General features: G+C 61.0%; 17 protein-coding genes, 1 tRNA gene, 2 rRNA genes and 2 pseudogenes (1 of these 22 only partly in view). 12 read left to right on the top strand and 10 right to left on the bottom strand.

All coding sequences use genetic code 11. The annotated features are described in order from the left end of the window. From TM49_RS22445 to TM49_RS22435, 3 genes are all read left to right on the top strand, one after another. A 23S ribosomal RNA gene (locus tag TM49_RS22445) occupies positions 1 to 1,203 on the top strand; it begins 1,728 nt to the left of the window's first position. Between the two features lie 209 nt (positions 1,204 to 1,412). After that, a 5S ribosomal RNA gene (rrf, locus tag TM49_RS22440) occupies positions 1,413 to 1,528 on the top strand. Between the two features lie 152 nt (positions 1,529 to 1,680). Then, positions 1,681 to 1,757 (top strand) — tRNA-Met (locus TM49_RS22435). 221 nt (positions 1,758 to 1,978) lie between these two features. On the opposite strand, the pseudogene TM49_RS22430 reads toward TM49_RS22435, so the two are convergent. Next, a pseudogene (locus TM49_RS22430) lies at positions 1,979 to 2,269 on the bottom strand (integrase core domain-containing protein); the annotation flags it as partial. A gap of 133 nt (positions 2,270 to 2,402) precedes the next feature. Between TM49_RS22430 and TM49_RS22425 the strand changes: the two are divergent. After that, the gene (locus TM49_RS22425; protein ID WP_045680298.1) at positions 2,403 to 3,659 is read left to right on the top strand and encodes an IS110 family RNA-guided transposase; all 1,257 of its coding nucleotides are present in this window, start codon (positions 2,403 to 2,405) and stop codon (positions 3,657 to 3,659) included. Positions 3,660 to 3,898: 239 nt separating this feature from the next. Here the strand turns inward: TM49_RS22425 and TM49_RS23255 are convergent. The 5 genes and pseudogenes from TM49_RS23255 to TM49_RS22395 all read right to left on the bottom strand — a co-directional run. Then, positions 3,899 to 4,708, bottom strand: a pseudogene (locus TM49_RS23255) (IS3 family transposase); the annotation flags it as partial. Between the two features lie 232 nt (positions 4,709 to 4,940). After that, a complete protein-coding gene (locus TM49_RS22410) occupies positions 4,941 to 5,759 on the bottom strand; it encodes an SDR family oxidoreductase (protein WP_045685711.1) in 819 nt (272 codons plus the stop codon). Between the two features lie 150 nt (positions 5,760 to 5,909). Next, entirely contained in the window at positions 5,910 to 7,451 is a 1,542-nt protein-coding gene (locus TM49_RS22405; RefSeq protein WP_045684510.1) for a tripartite tricarboxylate transporter permease, read from the bottom strand. After that, positions 7,448 to 7,921, bottom strand: a complete 474-nt coding sequence (locus TM49_RS22400; protein WP_045684508.1) for a tripartite tricarboxylate transporter TctB family protein — start codon at positions 7,919 to 7,921, stop codon at positions 7,448 to 7,450. Before TM49_RS22400 ends, TM49_RS22405 begins: the two co-directional genes overlap by 4 nt. A gap of 19 nt (positions 7,922 to 7,940) precedes the next feature. Beyond that, on the bottom strand, positions 7,941 to 8,918 hold the full coding sequence (locus TM49_RS22395; protein WP_045684506.1) for a tripartite tricarboxylate transporter substrate binding protein: 978 nt from the start codon (positions 8,916 to 8,918) through the stop codon (positions 7,941 to 7,943). Between the two features lie 73 nt (positions 8,919 to 8,991). Here TM49_RS22395 and TM49_RS22390 point away from each other — a divergent pair, with 73 nt between their 5' ends. Next, positions 8,992 to 9,837, top strand: coding sequence for an FCD domain-containing protein (locus TM49_RS22390; protein ID WP_082074857.1), 846 nt, complete (start codon positions 8,992 to 8,994; stop codon positions 9,835 to 9,837). Then, on the top strand, positions 9,824 to 10,486 hold the full coding sequence (locus TM49_RS22385) for an RraA family protein (protein ID WP_052700003.1): 663 nt from the start codon (positions 9,824 to 9,826) through the stop codon (positions 10,484 to 10,486). Before TM49_RS22390 ends, TM49_RS22385 begins: the two co-directional genes overlap by 14 nt. 118 nt (positions 10,487 to 10,604) lie before the next feature. Here the strand turns inward: TM49_RS22385 and TM49_RS22380 are convergent, their stop codons facing one another. Continuing rightward, the gene (locus tag TM49_RS22380; RefSeq protein ID WP_082074856.1) at positions 10,605 to 10,886 is read right to left on the bottom strand and encodes an alpha/beta fold hydrolase; all 282 of its coding nucleotides are present in this window, start codon (positions 10,884 to 10,886) and stop codon (positions 10,605 to 10,607) included. Positions 10,887 to 10,951: 65 nt separating this feature from the next. Between TM49_RS22380 and TM49_RS22375 the strand changes: the two genes are divergently transcribed. The 4 genes from TM49_RS22375 to TM49_RS22360 all read left to right on the top strand — a co-directional run bounded on the left by TM49_RS22375 (position 10,952) and on the right by TM49_RS22360 (position 15,258). Then, positions 10,952 to 11,140 carry a carboxymuconolactone decarboxylase family protein gene (locus TM49_RS22375; RefSeq protein ID WP_052700002.1) on the top strand — a complete coding sequence of 63 codons (189 nt, stop codon included), beginning with the start codon at positions 10,952 to 10,954 and terminating at the stop codon, positions 11,138 to 11,140. Between the two features lie 96 nt (positions 11,141 to 11,236). Then, entirely contained in the window at positions 11,237 to 11,518 is a 282-nt protein-coding gene (locus TM49_RS22370) for a helix-turn-helix domain-containing protein (protein ID WP_052700001.1), read from the top strand. A 166-nt stretch (positions 11,519 to 11,684) separates the two neighbouring features. Further along, positions 11,685 to 12,200, top strand: a complete 516-nt coding sequence (locus tag TM49_RS22365; RefSeq protein ID WP_045684500.1) for a tripartite tricarboxylate transporter permease — start codon at positions 11,685 to 11,687, stop codon at positions 12,198 to 12,200. A 325-nt stretch (positions 12,201 to 12,525) separates the two neighbouring features. Then, positions 12,526 to 15,258 (top strand): DUF2339 domain-containing protein, encoded by a 2,733-nt coding sequence (locus TM49_RS22360; RefSeq protein ID WP_045684498.1) that lies wholly within the window; start codon positions 12,526 to 12,528, stop codon positions 15,256 to 15,258. A gap of 28 nt (positions 15,259 to 15,286) precedes the next feature. On the opposite strand, the gene TM49_RS23775 is transcribed toward TM49_RS22360, so the two are convergent. Beyond that, positions 15,287 to 17,161, bottom strand: coding sequence for a DUF2207 domain-containing protein (locus TM49_RS23775; protein WP_179945011.1), 1,875 nt, complete (start codon positions 17,159 to 17,161; stop codon positions 15,287 to 15,289). Positions 17,162 to 17,438: 277 nt separating this feature from the next. Between TM49_RS23775 and TM49_RS22350 the strand changes: the two genes are divergently transcribed. After that, complete coding sequence (locus TM49_RS22350) at positions 17,439 to 19,592, top strand: hypothetical protein (protein ID WP_045684494.1); 2,154 nt, start codon at positions 17,439 to 17,441, stop codon at positions 19,590 to 19,592. After that, the gene (locus TM49_RS22345) at positions 19,589 to 21,268 is read left to right on the top strand and encodes a toxin-antitoxin system YwqK family antitoxin (protein WP_052700000.1); all 1,680 of its coding nucleotides are present in this window, start codon (positions 19,589 to 19,591) and stop codon (positions 21,266 to 21,268) included. Before TM49_RS22350 ends, TM49_RS22345 begins: the two co-directional genes overlap by 4 nt. A gap of 33 nt (positions 21,269 to 21,301) precedes the next feature. On the opposite strand, the gene TM49_RS22340 is transcribed toward TM49_RS22345, so the two are convergent. Beyond that, positions 21,302 to 22,483, bottom strand: a complete 1,182-nt coding sequence (locus tag TM49_RS22340) for an alanine racemase (RefSeq protein WP_045684487.1) — start codon at positions 22,481 to 22,483, stop codon at positions 21,302 to 21,304. A gap of 4 nt (positions 22,484 to 22,487) precedes the next feature. Beyond that, positions 22,488 to 24,329 (bottom strand): adenine deaminase, encoded by a 1,842-nt coding sequence (locus TM49_RS22335; protein WP_045684485.1) that lies wholly within the window; start codon positions 24,327 to 24,329, stop codon positions 22,488 to 22,490. Positions 24,330 to 24,331 lie beyond the last annotated feature (2 nt).

The following is a 24,331-nucleotide window of genomic DNA, read 5'->3' as shown; positions in this document are numbered from 1 at the left end:
TTGAAGGAACTCGGCAAATTGCACGCGTAACTTCGGAAGAAGCGTGACCTCTTTATACGCAAGTATTGAGAGGTGGCACAGACCAGGGGGTAGCGACTGTTTATCAAAAACACAGGGCTCTGCGAAGTCTTTAAGACGACGTATAGGGTCTGACGCCTGCCCGGTGCTGGAAGGTTAAAAGGAGATGTGCAAGCATTGAATTGAAGCCCCAGTAAACGGCGGCCGTAACTATAACGGTCCTAAGGTAGCGAAATTCCTTGTCGGGTAAGTTCCGACCTGCACGAATGGCGTAACGACTTCCCCGCTGTCTCCAACGCAGACTCAGTGAAATTGAATTCCCCGTGAAGATGCGGGGTTCCTGCGGTCAGACGGAAAGACCCCGTGCACCTTTACTATAGCTTTACACTGGCATTCGCCAAGGCATGTGTAGGATAGGTGGTAGGCTTTGAAGCAGGGACGCCAGTTCTTGTGGAGCCATCCTTGAAATACCACCCTTATCTTCGTGGATGTCTAACCGCGATCCGTTATCCGGATCCGGGACAGTGTATGGTGGGTAGTTTGACTGGGGCGGTCGCCTCCTAAAGAGTAACGGAGGCGCGCGATGGTGGGCTCAGAACGGTCGGAAATCGTTCGTCGAGTGCAATGGCATAAGCCCGCCTGACTGCAAGACTGACAAGTCGAGCAGAGACGAAAGTCGGTCATAGTGATCCGGTGGTCCCGCGTGGAAGGGCCATCGCTCAACGGATAAAAGGTACGCCGGGGATAACAGGCTGATGACCCCCAAGAGTCCATATCGACGGGGTTGTTTGGCACCTCGATGTCGGCTCATCGCATCCTGGGGCTGGAGCAGGTCCCAAGGGTTTGGCTGTTCGCCAATTAAAGCGGTACGTGAGCTGGGTTCAGAACGTCGTGAGACAGTTCGGTCCCTATCTGCCGTGGGTGTAGGAATATTGACAGGATCTGTCCCTAGTACGAGAGGACCGGGATGGACATATCTCTGGTGGACCTGTTGTCCTGCCAAGGGCATAGCAGGGTAGCTATATATGGAATGGATAACCGCTGAAGGCATCTAAGCGGGAAACCAACCTGAAAACGAGTATTCCCTATCAGAGCCGTTGTAGACGACAACGTTGATAGGCCGGGTGTGGAAGCGCAGCAATGTGTGAAGCTTACCGGTACTAATCGCTCGATCGGCTTGATCGTTCTCATTGTTCATGTTCATCGGCATAGCCGATGAACACGATCTTTTGTCCTCACGCTGTCGCGATCTTCGATCGCTTCGCTGCGGACGGCGCTGCTCACGCGACGCAGGCAAGCTGCTGAGGGTCGTCCCTCGACAGTCTTCGCCAATGTGCGTTACTGAAGCGCTTCAACAACAACCAGCTTCTCGAAAACATGCTGCATTTGGCCGACCTGGTGGTTATGGCGGGGTCCTCAACACCCGTTCCCATTCCGAACACGGCCGTGAAATGCCCCAGCGCCAATGGTACTTTGTCTCAAGACACGGGAGAGTAGGTCGCTGCCAGGTCTGCCAAATGCAACACATCTTCTCAATTCATAAACGGCGACTGCCGATCAAAAGCCGCCGTCAAGGCGGCTTTTTGCTGTGTAACAAAACAATAGCCCGGGCAGGAACGAGACCAACCCTCTCAAACCATAACCCAGGACGCTCAAACATAACGCGGGGTGGAGCAGCCCGGTAGCTCGTCAGGCTCATAACCTGAAGGCCGCAGGTTCAAATCCTGCCCCCGCAACCAAATCCACTTCGTCCGATATACAAAAGCCCCCGCATAACGCGGGGGCTTTTGGCGTTTCTGGTGAGGCCTTGTTGACGCTTACCGGCGAAACGCCCGTCGCCAGATGTAGAAGGCTCGCTGACCTGAGACCCGACTTCCCTCCATTTTTCCGGAGAGTCTTGGGTTTTTATGCAGTGCGCGCATTTATTGGACCGCCGGATGTTGGATTTTTCCGGCTCTGATCACGATGGCGGGCTGGCAGCGCCACCGGGATTATGCAACGCGATCGGGACGTTGTATCCGATCGCCGAATGAGGACGATCCTCATTATAGTGCTTACGCCAATCCTCCAACTTTTCGCGCGCATCCGCAAGGGTCATGAACCGGTTCGCGTTCAGGCATTCCGAACGCAGCTTGCTGTTAAAGGCTTCGATGAAGCCGTTGTCTGTCGGTTTGCCAGGCCGCGAGAAGTCCAGCGTGACCTTGTTCACGTAGGCCCACAGATCGAGGTCGCGGGAGATAAATTCGCTGCCATAGCACTCGGGAAGAAGTGCTGTCGATAGGTTATGGCCAGCCGCGGAGCCCCAAATAGCGTAGTGGGTGGCCATAACCGGTCCCAGGTCTCAACAGTGGTTTTGCTGAACCACACCGCTGAGGAGACAGGCTATGACCATCCACCATACTACATCCGCGACCTTGCTGGTCGCCATCGACATTTCCAAGCATCGCCACGAGGTGCTGATCGGAATTCCGGGCAAGAAGCGCCGCCGGCGCATGACGGTCACCAATACACTCGAGGACTTCAGAAGACTGTCTGCGGCCCTAGCCAGCTACGATCTGCCGGTGCGGATCGGGTTCGAGGCGACCGGTAACTATCACCGGCCGCTGGCGCACCATCTCGGCCAGTATGGGTTTGAGCTGAAGCTCGTCTCTTCTGTCGGCCTTGCCCGGACGCGGGAGGCCCTGCACAACAGCTGGGACAAGAATGACCCGAAGGATGCTCAGGTTATCCTGCATATGCTCGAGATCGGAGCAGTGCAGTTTTTCCATGATCCCCTGGTCGTCGGGACAGCAGACATTCAGGAGCTCTCGAAGACCCACGAGATCATCTCACGCTCGAAGACCGAGCTTTGGCACCGCATTCTGACGCATTACCTGCCACTCTACTTCCCCGAGGCTGAGCGGTTTCATCGAAGCTCTCGGACCGACTGGTTCCTGGCGTTCCTCGAGAAGTATCCGACACCGACGATGATTACGGCCATGAACAGGGACGCCTTCATCGCAGATGCCTGGCAGGTGGTTGGCAAGAAGGTCTCCAAAGAGCGCTTGCTTTCAGACATTTATGCCACGGCCGTCGATTCCGTGGGACTGCCCGTGCATCCGGATTCCGACGCCGTTCGCATGTTCCGCCTTGTCCTTGCCGAAGGCAGAAGCCTTGTCCGCCAACGCAACGAGATCGAGTCCAGGGCAGTCGAGCTGCTCTCCGAGTTGCCGGACTATCAGTTGCTGACAACCATTCCCGGTATCGGTCCGATCAACGCCATGACCATTCTGGCCGAGGCAGGTGACCTGCGCCGGTTCCGACATCACCGGCAATTCCTGAAGTTCTGCGGCATGGACCTCGCCACTGTGCAGTCTGGCATGTTCCGCGGTCAAAGCCGCATATCGAAGTACGGCAACGCCCGCCTGCGTCGTACGCTCTGGATGGCCGGCCAGACTGCCGTTCTCAAGCGGACCAACAGCTTTCGTGACAAGTTCGAACGCTACATCTCGAAAGATCGACACAACGCTCATCTGCGTCGCAAGGCCTACACCGCGATCGCGGCAAAGATGGCGCGCACCGTACACGCCGTAGTTAAACACGGCGAACCCTATCGCCCCTTCTTCGAGGGGGTGAGCCCAGGCGGAAGGACCTCTCTCTGACACGAGCCGTGGAGGCAGGCATCTGACCTCGTAGATAATGTTCGGGCCTTCTGCTTGGGAATTGGGATCTCGTATTAAGGACGGTGAGGGCCGCCATCGCGCGTACCCTGTGTTTGCTATGGAAGAGATCATTTCTTGACGGCAGAGCCCGTCTGGGCAATCTTGACAAGGCACCCGGGACACCGGATGCCCTATGACCTGCTGACCTAAGCAGCCAGATTTTCTCGACATAGGACGTTGTCGACCCGTATCGTCTTCGGGTAGCCGCCTTTCTGGCAAATCCGTTCCAGCGTTTGCACCACATCCTCACCGCGATAGGTAAAGCGCGGGTCGGTGGCCGGGCTGAAGCGGGAATGGATATCCACAATGGTCAGGATTCGCAGCGTCTTGCCTGCCGCGAGCTGATCATGAACGAAGTCCATCGCCCAGATATCGTTCGGCCCTACGGCCTCCTGGCGATCCTCGCGCAGCTTTGCCTTCACCCGGCGTTTCGGGTGGTTGTTCCTGAGCTGCAGCCCTAACGCCTTGTAAATCCTGCGGGTCTTCTTGATATTCACCGTCCAGCCTTCTCGTCGAAGGAGCACGTGAACACGCCGATCGCCAAACCGGACGCGTGTCTCGCATATCTCCTTGATCCGTCTTTCAAGAGCGGCCTGACCGATGCGGCGGGACTTGTAATGGTAGGTCGAGGTGTCGAACGTCAGAACCTTGCAGGCTCGCCTGATCGACACCCCCCCAGTCTATCAGCATCCCATCCACAAGCTTGCGCGTTCGGGCAGGCCTCAGAGCTTTCGGCGGATGACGTGCCTCGAAGCATCTCGCGGTCCAGCGTCAGGTCCGCAACGATCCGCTTCAGTTTCGCATTCTCATCTTCCAAAGCCTTCAGCCGGCGCATCTCGTCAGGCAGCAGACCTGCGTATTTTTTCTTCCAGTTGAAGTAGGTCGCCTGGCTGATCCCGGCCTTGCGGCAAATCTCCGCCACAGGCACACCGTCATCCCCCTGCTTCAGAATAAACGTTCTGGGCGTCTGAAAACTTCGATGCCTTCATCGCTTCCACTCCTTCTCCCAGCCAGGAAAATACCGCGGAATACTCCAACATCAAACGATCCAGTTTTCAGGGGGCAGAGCAACGTGCTTGGCGTTGCGCAAACCAGGCTTCTTCATCTCGAACCAGGTCCTGGCCATCTCCTGGAATGTCATCGGAGCGGCGGCCCCCTGGCTCCCGAAGGACGATCGGCACCCGGGCGGCCGCCGACATCAGCCGGCGGCGCCTGTGGTTATTACCAGGCGGTGAAGCCGCCATCGACCACGACGTTCGAGCCGGTCATGTATGACGAGGCATCGGATGCGAGGAAGCGGATCACGCCGTTATATTCATCGACCTCGGCCTGACGGCCAAGCGGAACCCGCTGAAGAAAGGCATCGATGAACTCCTTGTCGTAGGAGCCGGTCTTGACGCCACCGAAGGAGACGATGTTGCAGCGGACCTTTTTCGGCGCCCAATAGGTGGCGAGATAGCGGGTGAGATTGAGCAGGCCCGATTTCGACGCGGCATAGGAAACGGCCTTGATGAAGGGGACGCCATCGCGTTCCAGCCGGTAGGCATAAAGCGCCTGATTGGGCGAAACCATGCCATACATGGAGCCGACATTGATGATCGAGCCGCGCATTTCCTCAGCCATCTTGGTGCCGACAATCTGGCTGGTCAGCATAACGCCGGTCAGATTGGTCTCGATGATCTCGTCCCAGTATTTCTGCGGATAGACCTCAAAGGGTGCATTCTGATCGGCGGAGCCGTCCGGCTTGGAATCGATGCCGGCATTGTTGACGAGAATATGCGGCACACCCCAGTCGGCGATCACCTGATCGGTGGCCGCGGCAAGTTCGACCTTGTCGGTGACGGAGGCCTCATAGACGCGGATATTATCTTCGAGGCCGGGAAACTTTTCGGCAATCTGCTTGGTTGAGAAGGGGCGGCGCGAATAGATCGCGACCTTGGCGCCGGCGGAAGCCAGCGATTTCGAGAACTCGGTACCGAGCTGGCCAAGGCCGCCCGTTACAACGGCGATACGTCCTTCAACGGAAAACATCTTGTCCATGGTTTTTCCTTTCATCTGGTGCCGGGCAAAAAGCGTCATCCGGCGCGAAGTTAATGCGTTTGCTTATGGGATGGCTGTCCGGCGGTGCGGCGCTTTCCGACCTTGGCCCGTTGGAAAAGGTTACGTCAGATGCCGCCGGAACAATCCGGTTCAATGTGCTTCGTCAGCCAGTTCCTTCTTGTCGGGCACGGGTTCTCCCGCACGGCGATAGACAAGGATCGACCGCACGGCGGTGGCGACAAGGATCGCGACGATGGCGATGCCGAGCGCACAGGCGATCGGGCGATAGAAGAAGGCGAGCAGATTGCCGTTGGCGATCTGCATCGACATGATGAAGTTGCGTTCCAGCACGGGCCCCAGCACAAGGCCGAGGATGACCGGAGCGATCGGGAATCCGTTGCGCTCCATGATGTAGCCGACGACACCGGCCGCCAGCATGATCCAGACGCCGAAGAGCGAGTTGTTGACGGCGTAGGAGCCAAGGAAACAGCAGATCAGGATGATCGGCACGATGACATTGCGGGGAACCGCCAGAACATGGCGGGCCAGCTTGATGGCCACAAAACCGAGCGGGAACAGCAGCAGGTTGGAGATGAAGAAGGTCAGAATGATAGCCGTCGGCATCGAGGGGTTCTCGACAAACAGCCGCGGCCCCGGATTGACGCCTTTCATGAAGAGAACGCCGACCGCGATTGCAGTGACGGCGTCACCCGGGATGCCGAAGACAAGGGCGGGGATCCAGGCGCTCGACAGGCCAGCATTGTTCGACGACGTTGCTTCGATCAGGCCTTCGGGATGGCCGGTGCCGAATTTCTCCGGCGTCTTCGATAGCCGCTTGCTCATGCCATAGGCAATCCAGGCGGCGAGGTCTCCGCCAATGCCGGGCAGTGCGCCGACAACGGTGCCGAGCGAGGCGCCACGGATGAAGGAGAAGGGATATTTCTTCAGCAGTCCAAGAACACCCTTGAAAGGAACGATCTTGCCGAGTGCCGGCATCTCGCCGCCATCGCCGTGCTGGTTGGTGGTGAACCCGCGCAGGATCTCAGAAAAGGCAAACATGCCGATCATCACGGGGATGTATGAAACCCCGCCCATCAGATCCATGCTGCCGAAGGTGAAGCGCGGTGCCCCGGTCGTGATGTCGAGGCCGACGGTCGAGATCAGCAGGCCAAACAGGAGCGAGGTGAGGCCGCGCGCGGCATCATTGCCGGAGACCAGCGCACAGGTCAGGAGACCGAGAACGGCAAGCCAGAAGAATTCAAAACTGGAAAAGTTGAGCGAGATCTTCGCGAGCAGCGGTCCGGTGACGAGCAGCACGAGTGCTCCGGCCAGGCCACCAAGCGCGGAGAAGAAGAAGCCGAGTGACAGGACCTGTCCCGCCTTGCCTTTCAGCGTCATGCGGAAGGCTTCATCGGTATAGGCGGCGGAGGCGGGCGTTCCGGGAACGCGCATCAAAGCGCCGGGAATATCGCCGGCCGTAATGGCCATGGCCGTCGACGAGACGATCAGCGCAATGGCGGGAACCGGGGCCATGTAGAAGGTGACGGGTACCAGAAGCGCTGTCGACATGGTGGCCGTCAGGCCGGGCAGGGCGCCGATGAAGAGTCCATAAACGGCGCCTAGAACAAGGGCGATCAGAACATTGGGCTGCAGCGCGATCTCAAGCGCCTGGCCGATGACGTCGAGGCTCATGGAAGGATCCCTCCCAGAATGCCGGCAGGAAGCGGAACCATCAGCCCCTTAGAGAAGCCGAAATAGAGGATCAGCACCACGACCGGTGAAACAATGACCGTTGTCGCTACGCTGGCGCGCATCAGAAGCATCAGCCCGGCCATATAGATGATGCCGATCAACGGGAAGCCGACGGACTGGAACAGGAAAACCCCGACGACCAGACCGCCAAGCGTCCAGATTGCAGCGGCATAATTCCGCAGCGGCACTTTCCATTCAGAAAAGTCGAGCAGCGATCTGCCCCTCTGAACCAGAAAACCACCCAGCGCGATGCCAGCGCCAAGACAGATGAAGCCGATCCCGATCAGGGTCGGCATGAGGTCCGCTCCGAAGCGTACGCCCGGGACCGTGGGGAGCCGTATGGCCCCCACGATCACGACCGCCCCGAAGAGCGACAGAGCGGGCCCGGTGATCCGGTCGCTGATTTTCATGAGACTTACTCCCGCTGGCTTACTTTGCCAGACCCAGGACTTTCATGGTTGCCGCAAGGTCATTGTAGTCGGTCATAACCGTCTGCTTGAAGGTCGGCGCGTCCTGATAGGCAACGGAGAACCCCTGGGATGACATGAATTTCTGGAATTCAGGATCGGCGCAGATTTCCTCGAGCGCTGCCGAAAGCTTGTCGATCACCTCCGGCGGCAAGCCATCGGGGCCGGCAAGGCCACGGAAGGGCAGGGGTGAAAACTTGATGTCGAAGACCGAATCCGTCGTCGGAATATCGGGAAACAGCGGGTTGGACTCACTCGAGATCAACGCCAGCGTCTTGGCTTCTCCGGCATCGACCAGGGAACGCGCTTCTGCCGGCGAAGTGGAAACGACGTCGATCGCACCAGCGGCCAGCTGTTGCAGGGCAGGCGCCGAACCATCGGAGGCAACCCAGGGGCTGGCGTTGGGGTCGATGCCAAGTGTATTGAGCAAACCGGCCCAGGCGAGATGCGACAGGCCGCCGCGATTGGCTCCGGATGCCGTGACCGTGCCGGGATTGGCCTTCACGTCGTCGATCAGGGCCTGAACCGTGTCATAGCCCGAGCCGGCCTTGACGTTGACGCCGATCGCATCGGCATTGTAGCGACCGATATAATCGAAATCTTCCGGCGCAACGCCTGGCAGGCCCTGCGTCTTGTACATCGTGCTCTCGATGGTGATCACGCCGATCGTGTAACCGTCAGGCGTCGCATTGGCGATTGCCGAGTGGCCGACGAGGCCGCCGCCGCCGGTGCGGTTCACGACGTTGAAGGGTTCGCCGAATTTCTTCTGCAGGTCTGCCGCTACAGCACGTGCCGTGGCGTCGGTGCCGCCGCCTGCCGACCAGGGAACGACAATGGTCACGGCGCGCTCGGGCCATTCCGCATGGGCGGCACCCGCGAGCCCGAGAAGAGCCGCAGCCGCGACCGATGCCTGAATTACGTTGCTGATAATGGATTTCATCACTTAACCTCCCGTTTGATGCCTTGCCGGACGACGCCTCCACGCGAACCCAGCTGGACTTAACACTTGACTTATGACTCATGACATAAGTACTGTCAACACAGATCGAAACACCGAGGTAGCCGCCATGGCGAATGAAGATGGGATGACGGAAGGGACGGAATTTTCGCTGCGTCGGCGTGGACGGCTGCACTCAGCCGTCTCTTCCATCCTTGAAAGCCGAATCTTGAATGGCGAACTGAAAGTCGGCGACCGGTTGGGCTCCGAAAGTGCGATCGCCAAGGAATTCGGCGTTTCGACCCGCGCTGTTCGTGAGGCGGTGCAGGAGCTGGAGGTCAAGGGGCTGGTGCAACGCCGCCATGGCGAGCGCACCGAAGTGGTGCGGGACGATGTGGATGGCTATCTCGACACGCTGGCCGTTACGGTTCAGCAACGTTTGTCCACCGATCCTGATTATCTCCTGCAGCTGATGGTCGTGCGCCGGATGCTTGAGACGGAAGTGGTCGAGCTTCTGACCGAGCGTGAGGTGCCGCTGACCGAGGACGTGAAAGCAGCGCTTGAAGCGATGCGGGTGGCGCGGGATGAAGAGGATTTCGCCGGTTTCGTCGATGCCGATGCCCGGTTTCACCTGGCGCTGGTTCACGCCACAGGCAACCAGATGCTGATGCTGATCTACGACAATCTCGCCGGCCTCATCAACAATGTGATCCACATTACAAGCCGTGTTCCGACCAAATCGCTGCAGGATGCATATCAGGAACACGCCGATATCTATGACCTGATCATGAGGCGCGACAAGGATGGCTCCAAGCTGAGACTGCGCGCGCAGATCGACAATTCCGCCGATTATCTGCGTCAGGCGATAGAGAAATCAAACCAGAAAAAGGCCAAAAAGGAGGATAAAAATGACCGACTTTGATTATTCGGACGCCGATTGGGAGGCAATCGAGAGGCTGAAGAAGTGGTATTCCGGCGATATTCACGACAGCATGGAGGCGCTTGGCCTCTGGGGCTGCCTTGAAGGCATCTCGCTGCAGAGCGCCCTGAAGCCCGGCGAAGTCGTCTGCGGCCCGGCGGTGACGGTTCTGTTTGCGCCGTCCACCCGCAAGGGCGAGCCGCAGGATGTCTACCACAATGCCATCGACCGCGCACCCAAGGGTGGCGTGATGGTCTGCGATGCTTCCTGTGCGCCAGGCTCATGCTCGGGCGAACTGATGAGTTCCGGAGCCAAGACGCGTGGTCTCGCCGCAACCGTGGTCTATGGCACGGTGCGCGATCTCGCCCAGGTCCGGGCACTCGGTTACCCGCTGTTCGGGACCATGCCGAGCCCCATTGGCGTGACCGGAAAGAAGGAACCGAAGGAAAGCCAGGTGCCGCTGACCATCGGCAAGGCGACGGTCAATCCTGGCGATGTGATTTTCGGCGATGTCGATGGCGTCGTCGTTATCCCCAAGGCTCAGGTCAAGGCTGTTGCCGATCAGGCTGACAAGCTCGGCCGCGAGGAGGCAAAGTCGCGCGACCGCATTCTGGCAGGCGAAAAATTGCAGGCGGTCTGGCCTGTCGCATGAGTGAATAGCCCCCGAGTTTGCCAGGCACCCTCGGTCTGGATTTTCTGCTGTCGCCCGCACTCAACGGGCGACAGTATGCCATTGTTGAGGGTCCTGAGTTCGCCCTGCCTGTCTTTGCCTATGCTGACTTTGCGACGGCGCGGCGGAGGAAGTCGCGAACCGTCTGCTGGAACTTCGGGGCTTCCTCGACCTGCGGCGCATGACCGGACTTTTCGAAGATCACCAGTTCCGAATTCGGGATCAGGGCGTGGATTTTTTCAGACGCCGAGACCGGCGTGATCCAGTCATGCCGGCCAACGGTGATGAGCGTGGGAACCTTGATGCCGGGAAGCAGTGGCTTGAGGTCGTAGTTTTCCTGATTCACGGCGAAGGCGAAATTGTGCGTGGCGTCGAGGCTGATGCGGTTCGCCGGCGGCCATGGCGTCGCGGATGAGCTTCAGCCCCGCCTCGACCATGACATCCCGTATGACCGACCGTATGAAGCGCTCCAAGGGTGGCTTCGAGCCGGTGTTTGCAGATGAAGTCGCTATTCAGGGCCGCACGCTGGAGCCGCTTCTCATCCAGCTCGCCAAGCTTCGGGCAAGTCAGATCAACGGTTGCGCCTTCTGCATCCGGATGCATGTCGCCCAGGCCCTGACGGGCTGCGACATCTGACGCAGCCCGCCGTTTATCCCCCGCTTCGGTCATGGCGATGAGGCCATCCGCAAGGCGCAACATTTCATCCATGCCCATGCGCATGAGCCGATCAGCATGGCCGATCTGCATGACGTCGCCGGCATGACCGAGCGCACATTGCTGCGCCGCTTCAAGGCTGCGACCCATCACCGCCCGAACGAATATCTGCAGCTGGTCCGCATCGCCAAGGCGCGCGAACTGCTGGAGCGCACCTTGCTGCCCGTCGACCGGATTGCCTGGGATATCGGCTATTCGGATCCGGCCGCCTTCAGAAAGACGTTCCAGAAACTGGTCGGCATCCACCCGGCGGAGTATCGAATGCGCTTCGGGACAGCTGCGCTGGAACGCCAGGACTAGGCATCGAGCCGCATATCCTTATCATCCAGGCCGATGGTGTTTCGGCCCGATAAATCGTCGCATTCGATTCTGCTGCAAGAGTCGCCTGAAGCATGGAACGACGCTGCAGAACGGCTTTCCACTCGCCTGACTTCTGTCCGCTCACTCGTACTGCATCAGCTTTTCGTTGACCTATGCCACGGAAAAGGTCTCCTGGCAGCGCTTCCTGCCGAAGCGTGGTGAATGGCTGCGTTGCCTCGGCCCGGCGCTTCGCGGCAGCCTGATCGTCTCCTTCCTGTTCGGCAATCTCTTCCTTCTGGTGCTCAACATTCCGCTGATCGGCATCTGGGTCAGGCTGCTGCGAATCCCGCATTATTTCCTTTATCCCGCCATCGTCGTTCTGATCTCGATCGGCGTCTACAGTCTCGATCATTCGCTCTTCGATGTCTGGACCACGCTCGGCTTCGGCGTGCTCGGCTATGTGCTGCGGCTCTACCGCTATGAGCCCGCACCGCTTCTGATCGGCTTCATCCTCGGGCCGACGATGGAGGAATATCTGCGCCGGGCGATGCTTCTGTCACGCGGCGATCCCATGACTTTCCTCAAGCACCCAGGCAGCGCCATCATGATCACGATTTCGGTTCTGCTTCTGGTGCTGACCGCGCTTCCGGGGCTGAAGCGGCTGGCGAAATCCATCGGCTGATCGCTGGCAATCCTCCTGTTTGACGCCATGGTGATGCCGAGCGAGGTGCGGAGAGGCAGCAGCTGTGCTCTGCGCGGCTATCGAGCCGCTCCTTTGACCCAAGAACGAAGCCAAGCGTATCCGTGCGCCTGGCGGATCAATGTTTTCGCATCATTGACCACGACCAAGCCGATCTGAATTTTTGAGTGAGCAAACCGACGCTGCAACAGCAGTAAGGCCAATGCGGCGGTGCGCGACGCCGGTAGCCACGAAAGTTCTCCCTTAACGCTGGCGCTTATCTCGGCTAGACGTTTCGGACAGCGTCGTGAAAGTGGAATGCATTGATATGACATCGTTCTTTGAGCTTCTGGCTATTATCCTTCTCCTGGCTCTGGCCGCGTCCAATGCCGGGATGCGGAAACGGCTGAAGAGGCTGGAGGACACGCAGCGGAAGGTCTGGAGCCGGCTGGAGCAGCTGGAAGACCGAGGCGATGTCACCGCTGCCGCCACAGAGGAAGCGCCAGAGAAAACGGCCGTTGAACCGGCGAAAGCCGAGGTGCAAGAGACAAAGGCGGAAACGGTCCCGCTAGCGGAGAACACAAGCACGACGGATGACGCAAAGGCGCCTTCCGCGCCAAGCGGCCCGCCGCGTGCCTTCGTCTTCACCGGCGCGTTGCTGCAGCAGTTCGGCGAATGGGTTCATCAGAACTGGACCATCGCTCTCGCGGCGCTTTCGCTGGCGCTGGGCGGTATCTTCATGGTGCAGTATGGCGTTGAGAACGGTCTTCTGACGCCAGTCTGGCGGGTTGTCGGGGCGCTGGTGCTGGGGGCGCTGCTGGTGGGTGGCGGCGAGCGGCTCCGCCGCCGCTTCGGGGATGAGGAGACGCCAGCAACGCGCTATCTGCCCTCCGTCTTCGCAGGCGCAGGGCTGGTGACGCTGTTTGCCGCCGTACTTGCCGCCCGCCTTCTCTATGAACTCGTTTCCGCCGAGGCGACACTAGCCGGGCTGGTTCTGGTCAGCATTCTGGCGGTCGGGCTCGGCTGGCTTTACGGTTCGGTCCTGAGCGCCGTCGGCATTATCGGCGCGACGGCCGCGCCGTTTCTCGTCGGCGGCAGTTCGGACAGTGGCTGGCTGTTTTTCTACTATTTTGCCTTCATCGCCATTGCCGGCCTTGCCGTCGACAGCGTGAAGCGCTGGGCATGGGTCTCCGCGCTCGTCCTGATCGCAACGGCAACGGCTGCGACCGCGCTCTACGTCGCGACGGGTGGGTTGATCCATTATACGGCCTTTCTGGCACTCTCCTGGCTGGCGGCCGTCATCATTCCCGTGCAGAGCTTTGTACCTTCACACGCCGGGCAGACGGTTCTGGCGACTTTTGCCGGCCTCAAGCCGCGCGCCGATTTTCCCACCCGGGTGGTGGCGGCGATGACGCTTTTCGTCAGCGGTGCTGGCCTTCTCCTGTCTCTTGATGCGCAATCCGTGACTGAAGCTTATGTGGCCTTTGTGCTCATCGCCCTCATCCTCGCGGCGACGCTGGTGTGGATGCTTCGGGCGGAAGCGCTGAAGGACATGGCCCTCCTGCCAGCAACCGCCTTTCTGGCTGTGCCTGCCCTGCAGGTCGTTGAGCACGGTCCGCTTTTCAGCGCGTTTCTCGCCTCATTGCCATCTCCCGCAGCAGAGGCGGCTAACGGCTCGTCTTCTTTCATTACCCTGACGCTGGTCCTTTCGACAGCCGCATCTCTGATGGCCTTCTGGCGGATGACATGCTCCGCGGATGACGACCGCGCCGCCTTCGGTTTCGCGCTGGGCGCGGCGACCTTTGCGCCGGCCACCGCCTTCATCTTCGAATTTCTGTGGTCGCCGACTGCGGCCTTCGGCGATTATCTCTGGAGCGTCCATCTTCTGGCGGTGTCGGCAGTCATGGCGCTGCTGACGGAGCGGACATTGCGCGCAGACAAGGGCAATGCGCGCCAGATGCACGCGGCGCTTTTCGCCATTGCCGCACTCTCGATGCTGGCGCTGGCGCTGTTCGTGGTGCTCACGGAGGTGGCACTCACATTGGCGCTCGGCGTTGTCGTTGTTCTCACGATTGCAATCGATTGGCGGTTCAACCTTGCCCTGGTCGGCCTCTTCACCAAGGTCGCGCTCGCGATCATCGCTTTCCGGCTGGTGGCCAATCCCGGCTTTTTCTGGGCCGCGCGCAGCGATACATCATGGCTGGCGCTTGTCGAAGCCTATGGCGGCACGCTGGTGCTGCTTTATGCCGGATGGCGCCTCACGGTGTTGCGGGCACGTCAATCTGTTCAGGTGGCCATCGGGACCACCACATGGACGGTCGCCGCCGTCTTTGCCTGCGCGCTGTTGCAGCGATTGGTGCCGGATGAGCCGGGGCTGCTGGCCGCCGTGACCGCTGTCGCCATGCTGGGCCAGATCAACCGGCTGCAGAGCACCGGCAAGTGGCTGCGGCTTTTCAGGGTGGCTCTTGCCGTGCTCTTCGGCCTTATCTCCACCGCCCTGATTGCCGTGCCGCTGACGATCGCCAACCCCGTGCTGTTCCGGTTCAACCTTGTCACGGGGCCGGCGATTTTCGACAGCCTTGCGCTCAGCTATCTGCCGTTGGCGGCCGTGCTGGCGATCGGCGCCTGGAAGATCGACAGTCTTGGACGGGGGCTGCGGATCGGTCTTGTCAGCATCGCAAGCTTGCTCGCCGGGTTTTATGTCTTTTGCGAAATCCGGCGGTTCTGGCGTGGACCGGATCTTTCGGTTGCCGGTGTCATCCAGCCGGAACTTTACAGCTACACGATCGCGCTGCTGATCGTCTGCGCAATCCTGCTTATGGTCAGCTTCTCCCGTCGCTCGCATGCGCTGCGAAAAGTCGCCATGGCCGCCACCGGGCTGACCATCGCAAAGGTCTTCCTCATCGATATCTCCGGCCTGGAAGGGCTTCTGCGGGTCGTCTCCCTCATCGGTCTCGGTCTGGCGCTCGCTGGTCTCGGCTGGCTCGACCGCGTCATGAGTGCCCGCTGGGACAGGACGCCGCGTGAGCCGCAAGCCCCGGAAGACCGTGGTGATCAATAGTCCGTAAGAGTTCGTCCGCAACATCCGGTCACCAGCCGCCGCCGCCACCGCCTCCGCCGCCGCCGCCGGAGAAACCGCCTCCTGAGAAACCGCCGCCCGAACCGGATCCGTTGGGTGAGATGCAGGCGGTCAGGTTGGTGCTGAGCGCCTGGCATGCGCCAAAGATGGTCGCGCCATTCGCGCCGGTGTCGTAGAAGGTCGGATGGAGGCCGAAGGGGATCGGGTTTATCGTCCCGTGGCCCGATTCCAGCACGCTGTCAAAGGCGCGGCTCCATTCGGATTTCATGTTGAGCGCCACGGCGAACGGCAGCAGGGCTGGTAGCGCGTCTCTCTCGCTGCGATTGGCGTGGCGCATGTCGCCGACACGCTCGAGATAAAGCCGCAGGCCTTCGATTTCCGCCTCGCGCGCGCGTCCTTCCTCCGTCGGCTGTCCGATCCGTGCGGCAAATACCCAGAACAGAACCGGTGTCGCGACCAGCCCGATCGCAGTTGCCCAGCCGAAGGCGCCGGTGAAGAACCCGACCATCAGCCAGAGTCCGACGCTTGCGACAAGCCCGCCGCCCACGCCGTTTCCGGCGGCATTGCTGAACGTATCGGCGTCGGCGCGTGCATCGAAGCCGGCGAAGCAAAGGCCGAGCACGATGGGCAGCAGCGGGCCATAGACCAGGACCGGCCCCTCGCCATCCATTCCGGTCAGCGCAAGTGCCGCGGCAAGTCCGCAGCAGAGAACGGCCGCCACAAGCTTCCATTTGCCATTTGGCGCGTAATACCGACGTCCGTGCGCAGTGCGCAAGGCACGGCTGAAATCGCCGTAAAGCAGCCTCAGCGCTTTCCGGTTCTTGCGATCGACCAGGATGCTGCCGCCTTCATCCCGCAGCCCCCGCACCAGGGCTTCCTCCTCCGGCGCGAGCCCACGGGCCTTGTCTGCGCCTTCCTGCAGCACAATCCGCCAGGCCTTTCCCTCAGGCACAATGGTCATCAGGCTGCGCAGGCCAAGATTGATCACCGTGGCGACCAGGGCGGAATGGCCTAGCATCCGCCGCGTCGTGATATACTGCACCTCAGCCGGCGTCATGCCGCGCGGTGGCTTGCGTCGCTCGATCACCGGATATTTCTTGCTGTGCGCTTCGGCAGGCCGCCTGATCCGCCGCGACACAAGCAGGAAGATGAGGGCCAGCATTCCAAGGCCGATGACGGAAATCGCTGCGCCTGGATTGCCGCGCACCGACCACCAGAGCCGATCGGCGGCATCCGGTTCGCGGACGAAGCCTTTGGGAAACCCGACAGCAACCGTCAGCCCCTCCTCCGGGTCGAGAATGCGGTAAGTCGCGAAATCGACCGTACTGCCCTCGGGGCTGACGCGTCGGCTCACGTCGGTTCGCGTCGATCCGAACGCTCCGGTGTATCCCGCGATCCGTGTGGCAGCCGCGCCCTCGGGAAGATGGATGGTCGCAGCGGCACGGTCGATCGGGAAGGCCCAATAGGAGCCTGTCACATTCCAGTAGAACTCATCCTGTCCTTCGCGGCTATTGATCTGTGGTCCGGTGCGATAGGCGAGCCGGAAGGTGTGCAGACCGGGCGCGAGATCTGTTCCGGAATCCCCCAGGAAGATGCGGACATAGTCACTGCGGCGCGCAACCCGCATGGCCACCGGTTCGCCGTCAAGCGTGGCGGAAAGCACCTGCAACGCGCCCGGATAAATGCCGCCCTCCACCGTTTGTCCGGCAATCGGAAGGTCGCGATAGATGCCGTGTTCGATCCGGTAGCCCTCGGCCTTGATCGCGATCGTTTCGGTGATGTCGAGCCGGCCGGTCGGACCGATCGCGATGTCGCTCTCGAAACGCTCGATCCGCTCGCGCGCGGCTGCCGGCGCAAGCGAGATCAGGAGAAGCAGAAACCCCATGATGATCTGCTTCGCCGAGATCGGACGGCGACGGATGCGACCATTTGATTTGAAATGGCGGGGATGAAAAAACGAGTGTGTTCCCATGGCTGAATGCTGCTCACGGTCCTGACTTTGCGTGGCGAATCCGGGTGACGGGGCCTTATAGACCGGCGCAAAAGCATAAACAAATCCGTTCGTTACAAAGGAGTGGCCGAGAATATGAGTAAATCTCAACTTACAGTTACTTGCCCCGATCGTCCTGTCCCTTCATGACTCCGCCTTCGAAGGAGAAAGCATGATCGAACGACGTTTCTGGTTCGCCCTGCTTGTCGCCGCCATTCCCGGCGTGGCAGAGGCCGAGACCATCACTTTCGACCCTGCCGTCGGCAGCGAACGAACCTATCACCTCGAAATCTCCATGCATTCCGGCTTCACCGATTCGGACGGTTTCTACGACAACTCGTTCGTTTCGGCGCTGACCCGGTTTTCGGTTTCCGGACGAGATGACGATGGCGCCATCAGCATGGACGTTTTTCCGCTGTGGTTTGCCTATGACGAGGGATCGCGCGTGACCAGCACCGCTTATGGTGACGCGCCCGATGACCTTGCCGCGCTGATGCGCGAGGGCTTCACCGCCAGGATTGACCCGGATCACCATGTCCTGGAGGACTTCGCCCCGCGTGGCGATGCCGATATGCCCGCGGCCATGCTTGCCCAGATGCGCGACCAGCTTGGCCAACCGGTTCCGCCGGTCGAGATCGAGGTCGAGAAGGGCTGGACGACGACCGCAACGCTGCCGGGCGTCGCCGATGTCGAGATCACCGTCAGTGCGGTGACGCCGGAGGCGGTATACCTCCGGTACGAAGGCGCGTCGAAGGACGCGAGGCTTTCGGGCGTTTCGGTTCTGGCGCGCGACACCGGCTGGGTCGAGCGCTCGGTGATGACCTATGACATGCGCATCCGACCTGGCGCTGACGACGAGCGCTTCTTGCGCCAGACGGTTGCGATGGCGGACGCGGATAGCCCGTTCCCGCTCTATACCCACGCCTTCCGGGGCAAGCCGGAATGGCATGACATGCCGACATATCCGTTCGCATCAATCACCCCGCCGCCTGAGCCGGACATGATCTTCACCGGCGAGCCGGGAGAGGCCGACAAGCACGGCAGAACGTACACGCTGAGCTTCACGCACAGCGCTGCCGCGGGCAGCAATATCGGCCGCTTCACCGTTGATGATCTCCGTCTCTTCGACGGCGACACCGAGCTGCCAACACAGTTCATTGCCAACATGCCAGTCACAGTTCCCGAATCCGGCGGCAGGTTCCGGACCGTCTCGCAGGTGCGTCCGATCGGTCTCGGCGATGTCCGCGACGATCTGGAAAACGCAACCGAACTGCGTGCCAGGGTCGACTGGTATCCATCAGAGCCATTCACCCTGACGCTCAATCCGGATGCGGACGGTAATGCCAGCGCGACCCGGAATGGCGCCTCGGCCCAACTCCGGCCGACCGACGACGGCTATGAGCTGCTACTGTCTGGAAAGACCTGGGATTTCTTCGGTCTCTCCTTTCCGGAAGGAAGCGCCGTCAAGGGACAGGTCTATGCCGCCGACAGCGGAGCGGACTGGCTGACGCCGGAAGAAAGCCAGGCGCGTCGGCTGGCACTGCCGGATTACAGCGCCATCAGGGTGGCCCTCAGGGCTGGAAGCATACCGGAAAAGATCGAAATCCGTGTCGGGCGCCATGCCGAAAAGCCGGCCGCGACACGTGAAGTGGTGTTCCGGACGAAACGCGGCAAACGCCTCGATCCCGACACCGAGCCCGAGACGTGGGCGCTTTACCCTGATGGCGAGCCGCCGGCGCTCGACACGACCATGCCCGAAAGCCTTGATGTGGCCGCGCTCCGTTTCAGGCTCGCGACAACGCAGGCAAAGCACTGCAAGGCCGGGCTCGATGCGCCCGCACAGCTTTCCGGCCACGACCTGGTCTTCGAAAGGCAAGCGGACGGAAAGACCGGAACAACCACGTTTCGATTGCAGACCGATGACGGCATCCGTACGCATTTCTACGGCCATGAACCTGTCACAGCCCTGCTCGAATGCGATACCGCCCTCGAATGGGATGACGCAACTCAAACGCTTGATCCCGAACGGCCATGGTTGATTGACCCGGCAAGCCTCGGCGCTGAAACCACCATGACGATCGCGGCGTTCAATCATCGTTTCAGGATCGTCGATGCCGATGGGACGGCGCTGGCGCTGGTTTCGCCGGGCGAAACGCCCCTCACCTCTGAAGACACACTGGCTTCGGCGCTGTTCGAGGACGGGCATATCCGTGCCGCGGGCCGGCCGGAGCGCATTCTCGAAGCGCACACCACACCCGATGCGGCCACGCGCCGGTTTGATATCCGCTTTCCCGAACTGCCGGAACCAAGGGAGGACGCACAATGAAAGTCAGCCTTGCACTTCTGTTCATTCTCGCCGCGAGCGTGGCGCATGCGGCCAATGTCGACGAAGATCTGCAGCCGACGGAAGACGGCGCCTACAGCTATACGCCGCCGGAAAAGGCCCGGGACGGGCTCTATATCATCGACATCTACGATGAAAACGATCGCCGCTATGCTCGCGTCCGCAACACCGCCCCGACGCTGGATGAGGGGCGCCGGGTCGGGACAATCGAGACCTTCTACCCGACGGGCGCAACCAAGTCCCGCGCGCCGCTCAACGATGCCGGCCGGCGTGACGGCGAGATGCTGACCTTCGACGAGGCCGGCAATATCGCCGCACGCACGCCTTATAAGGACGGAGAGAAAGACGGCACGGAGGTCTGGTACTGGGCGGACGGCAAGACCCGGCGTGAAATCACCTGGAAGGATGGCGTGCTCAACGGCCCGTGGCGCAGCTACTATCAGGATGGCAAGCTGGAAGCTGAAAACGACCATGTCGATGGCCGCATTGACGGCGTAGAGCGCAAGTACCACGAGAACGGCAAACTTGCCGCCGAGGTGCACTGGGCTTTGAGCAAGCGCGATGGCCCATACAGGGATTACGACAAGGACGGCAACCTCATCGAAGAGGGCCATTATGTCGATGGTGCGGCCGATGGCGATGTGACTGAATACTGGCCCTCGGGCGAGCGGCGGGCCTTGCGTCATTACGTTATGGGCAAGCCGACGGGCAGCGCAAAACGCTGGTCACGGTCGGGCGAACTGGTTGCCCAGACCGACTATGCCGAGGATGGCGGCGAGCTGAGAAATCGAAAATGGAAGGACGGCGAACTGATCTGGCTCGAAGAACCGGTGGCAATCGAGGGGCGCGGCGAAGGGCGCAAGACCGTCGAGCGCTACGGCAACTTCACCGAAACCGAGATCAAGGCGGAGGGATATCTCCTCTTCACCCGCACCCTCAATGATGAACTGATCGACCGTCACGAACTGGTCGATGGAAAATATCGCGGGCTGTTCGTCTCGACCACGGACCTCGACAAGATCACAACCCGCGTCCATTATGTCGATGGCAAGGAAGATGGCCTTTTCACCCGCGTCTGGCGCGGGCGGGAGCTTGAGCGAGGCTATTATGACCACGGCAAGCGCGTCGGCGACTGGCGCCGGGTCGAACACTCGACCGATGTCGTCCACGAGACCTATGATGCTGACGGAAAGCTCACCGGCGAGCAGCATACCTTTGCGTTGAACGGCAAACTGAAGACGCTTGCCACCTATGATCACGGCACGCTGGATGGCCCCTACAAGGAGCTGGATGGCGAGCAGGTGATCGCCGGCGGCAATTATGTTGACGGGCAAAAGCACGGTGACTGGCTGGAGCAGGCTCCCTACCGGGATGAAACCCGACAGGGCCGTTATGCCCACGGTGTCAAGGAGGGGCGCTGGACGACCTTCGACGGCAATGGCTACCGCACCGAGATTACAAGCTTCAGCCACGACCGGAAGGATGGGCCGAGCTACATCCTGGCGGAAAACGGCGCGGTGGAGGAAGTGCAGATGTGGAAACACGACAAGCGCGACGGCTACACCACCTATTACGACGACGAAGGTCCGGTTTCGCATCAGCTCTGGCGCGATGGCTGGCTGGAAGGCGATGCGTTTCCCGCAGGGGATACACGATAAGGCCGAATCGAGTATCCGTTCGTGATATCCCGCTCACTCGAAGCCTACCGGGGCACCGCTTTCAGCGGAACCAGCCCTTCGGGTGGCATCGATTGCGAGCGGTGAGGCGTTTCCTTCATCGAGCAGGGTCAGGCGCGGCGCAAGGTTGACCACCACGCAGGCGTGGTTGGGATAGATCAGCAGGCGTGCGCCGATTGCAAGATCGGTGCCGTCGCGCGCCACCATGCCGTGTTCTTCCGACAGCTTCTCGATGGAAAGCGGCCGGTCCAAATCCGCGCTCCATGCCTCGCCGAAACCTGTGCCCGAACCTGTGCTGTGCGCCCCGAGGTCGGAGCTCAGCGTCTTCGATCCCGCGTCGACGATGTAGAAATCGCGGTTCTTCGATATGATTGTCGCGGATACGGCGAGCGATATGCTGTCGCGTCTGATGATGCCGAGGCGGACGGCGGTCATGTCGAAGAAGACGTAATTGCCCGGACGGATTTCATCGATGCCATCGAAACCGTCATGGGCGATGAGGGATGGCGTGCTGCCGACGGAAATCTGCGGCACGGCGATGCCATGACGCCGGAGCCTCTCCTTGAACGCGAGCAGAATGCGCCGCTCCGTGGCGGCCACCGCGCGAATACCGTCCGGGGAGCCCGCGCCATAGGCCTGGCCGGCGTGGGAGAGAAGGCCGCAAAATGTCAGCCGGGACGCCTCGAGCCGTTCGGCCAGCGCGATGCCCGTTTCGGTCAGAGGATCGACGCCGCAGCGATGCAGGCCGACATCGACCTTGATGAAGACGTCGGCCGTTTGCCCGGCTTTCTCGGCCCCGCGCTCTAAGGCCGCAAGGCCCGTCATGCTGTCGGCGATGAAACGCACCTGAACGCCATGTTCGCGGCCAAGCGTCAGCAGGGCAGAAACCGGTTCCGGGCGCACCAGCGGATAGGCGAGCGTGACCGGCGAAAAGCCGGCGCGGATGAAGACGGCCGCCTCGCCGGGATGTGAGGCCGTCACGCCCCGCGCACCGGCTTGTCGCTGCATACCCGCAATGGCGAGCGACTTATGCGTCTTGATGTGCGGATGAAGCGCGACACCGCCATCTGTGGCAATCGCCTGCATCTGCGCGATATTGGCCTTAAGGCGCGCCGCGTCGATCATCACACAGGGCGTTTCCAGCCGGTCGGCGCCATCAAATGCCGGGCGGGCGGCGGCTTCCGCATTGATACTCATAAACTTACCAGACCACTTTGTGTGTTTCGCCGGTCGCGACATTGACGAGGCCGTCCGGCGCATAATCCGACGGCGCGACCAGAACCCAGCGCCAGGGCGCACAGGTCAGCGTCGCGAAGGCGAGGCGTTCGGGAAAGCCTGCCCACCAGCGCGGCGAGGATGACGGCTCGAACATCCATTCGATTTTTCCGCCTTCCGCATAAAGCGTCTGCATGTCGGCATCGAGGTCTTCGGCGGAGCGCTGCGACATCAGTCCTGCGATCTCGTAGCGCACGGTGGCAGCCACCTTGCCGCCACGCACCAGTGCCCAGCCGCCGCCGATCTCGACAAGCGCGTTGACGGCCTCGGCCATGGCCGCGTCGGACGAGCCGACGCACCAGATATTATGCTTGTCATGGGCAAGCGAGCTTGCCAGCGCGCAATCCGGCGTGCTGGGTCCGGTGCCGGCCCAGAACATTTTCGAGACGGACTTTTTGCCCGAAAACCGGTCCACAATGGCGAATTTGGTGATGTTTCGCGCCGTATCGCGCTGGACGAGACCGTCTGCCACCGGCAGTTCATAGGTCAGGAAATCGTCTTCCCAGTGGAACGGACGCAACACCGCCGCCGTCATCGTCTCACGGCCCGTCGCGGCGTGGATCGCGAAGTCATCCGCGCTGAAGGTGCCGCCCGTCTGCACCGTGTTGCTGGCCCATTCAGGCCAGTCGATCTCGGGGACCGGGAGGATGTAGTCGCTACCGCGCGAGACCTGCTTGCCATCGGCCCAGACCTCGGCGATCTCAAAGCCCTCAAGGTCGGAAAGAAGCACGATATCGGCAAACCGGCCCGGCGCGATCGTGCCGACCCAGGGCGTCAGTCGCATATGCCGGGCGGGGTTGATGGTGACGCACTGGATGGCGATCTCGGGTGCAAGTCCGGATTGGATGGCAAGGCGGACATTATAGTCGGTCGCGCCCTTTTGCAGGGTCTCTGAGGCGGAGCGGTCGTCGGTGGCGAAGGCGATCTGCGACCAGTCGGCAAGCCCGCGTTCGAGAAGGCCCTTGATGACGTCGGGCATGGAATGGGGTCTGAGCTCGGCGAAGAGCCCGTGGGTGAGCTTGTCCCAGAACTCATCCGCCGTCCAGGCTTCGTGATCGGAGGCAAGACCGGCAGCGGCAAAGGCGTTGATCGTCGGTAGGTCCTTCAGGCCTGCGGCATGGCCCTCGACGACGCCGCGGGCGGCAAAGGTTGCCTCGATCATGCCCCAGAGCCGCTCGTGGGAGGCATTTTCCGGATTCCAGACGGCCGGCCAGTCCATCACCTCGTCGAGGCCCGCGACCATCAGGCTGCCGGACATGAACGCCTGCTGCTCGTCATGACCAAGCCATCCGCCGCCATGCTCATAGGCCGTCGGAGGCACAGCGGAGCCGGGCAGCGGAAAGATCTTCAGCGGCGAGCCGTGCTGTCGCGCCGTCATCCAGAAGTCGAGCGTCTTGGAGCCGCGCACATTGGAGAATTCGTGGCTTGCCTCGCAGGTCCAGGTATTGCCGCGCGGCATCACCAGCGCGGCCTCCCATTCCGGCGTCAGATGCGAGCTTTCGATATGTTTGTGGACTTCGCCGAGGCCCGGAATGGCCATCAGGTCCGGGCGTTCGTCGATGGTGTCGCATCTGCCTGGCCATGACCCGGCAGGCCCGACATAGGCGATCCGGTCACCGCAGATGACAATCTCCTGATTGTCGGCCCATGTACGGGTCGCCGTGTCCAGCAGCCGGCCGACGCGCAGGATACGGTCGGCAGGCGCCTTTCCAAGCGCGACGAGGGTCAGCTGCTGGCGCAAGCGGACTTCGGATTTTGCATCGATCATGA

The organism is Martelella endophytica (genome assembly GCF_000960975.1).
GTDB lineage: Bacteria > Pseudomonadota > Alphaproteobacteria > Rhizobiales > Rhizobiaceae > Martelella > Martelella endophytica.
The sequence above is the reverse complement of the archived record's forward strand: the minus strand, read 5'-3'. Positions and strand labels throughout refer to the sequence as shown.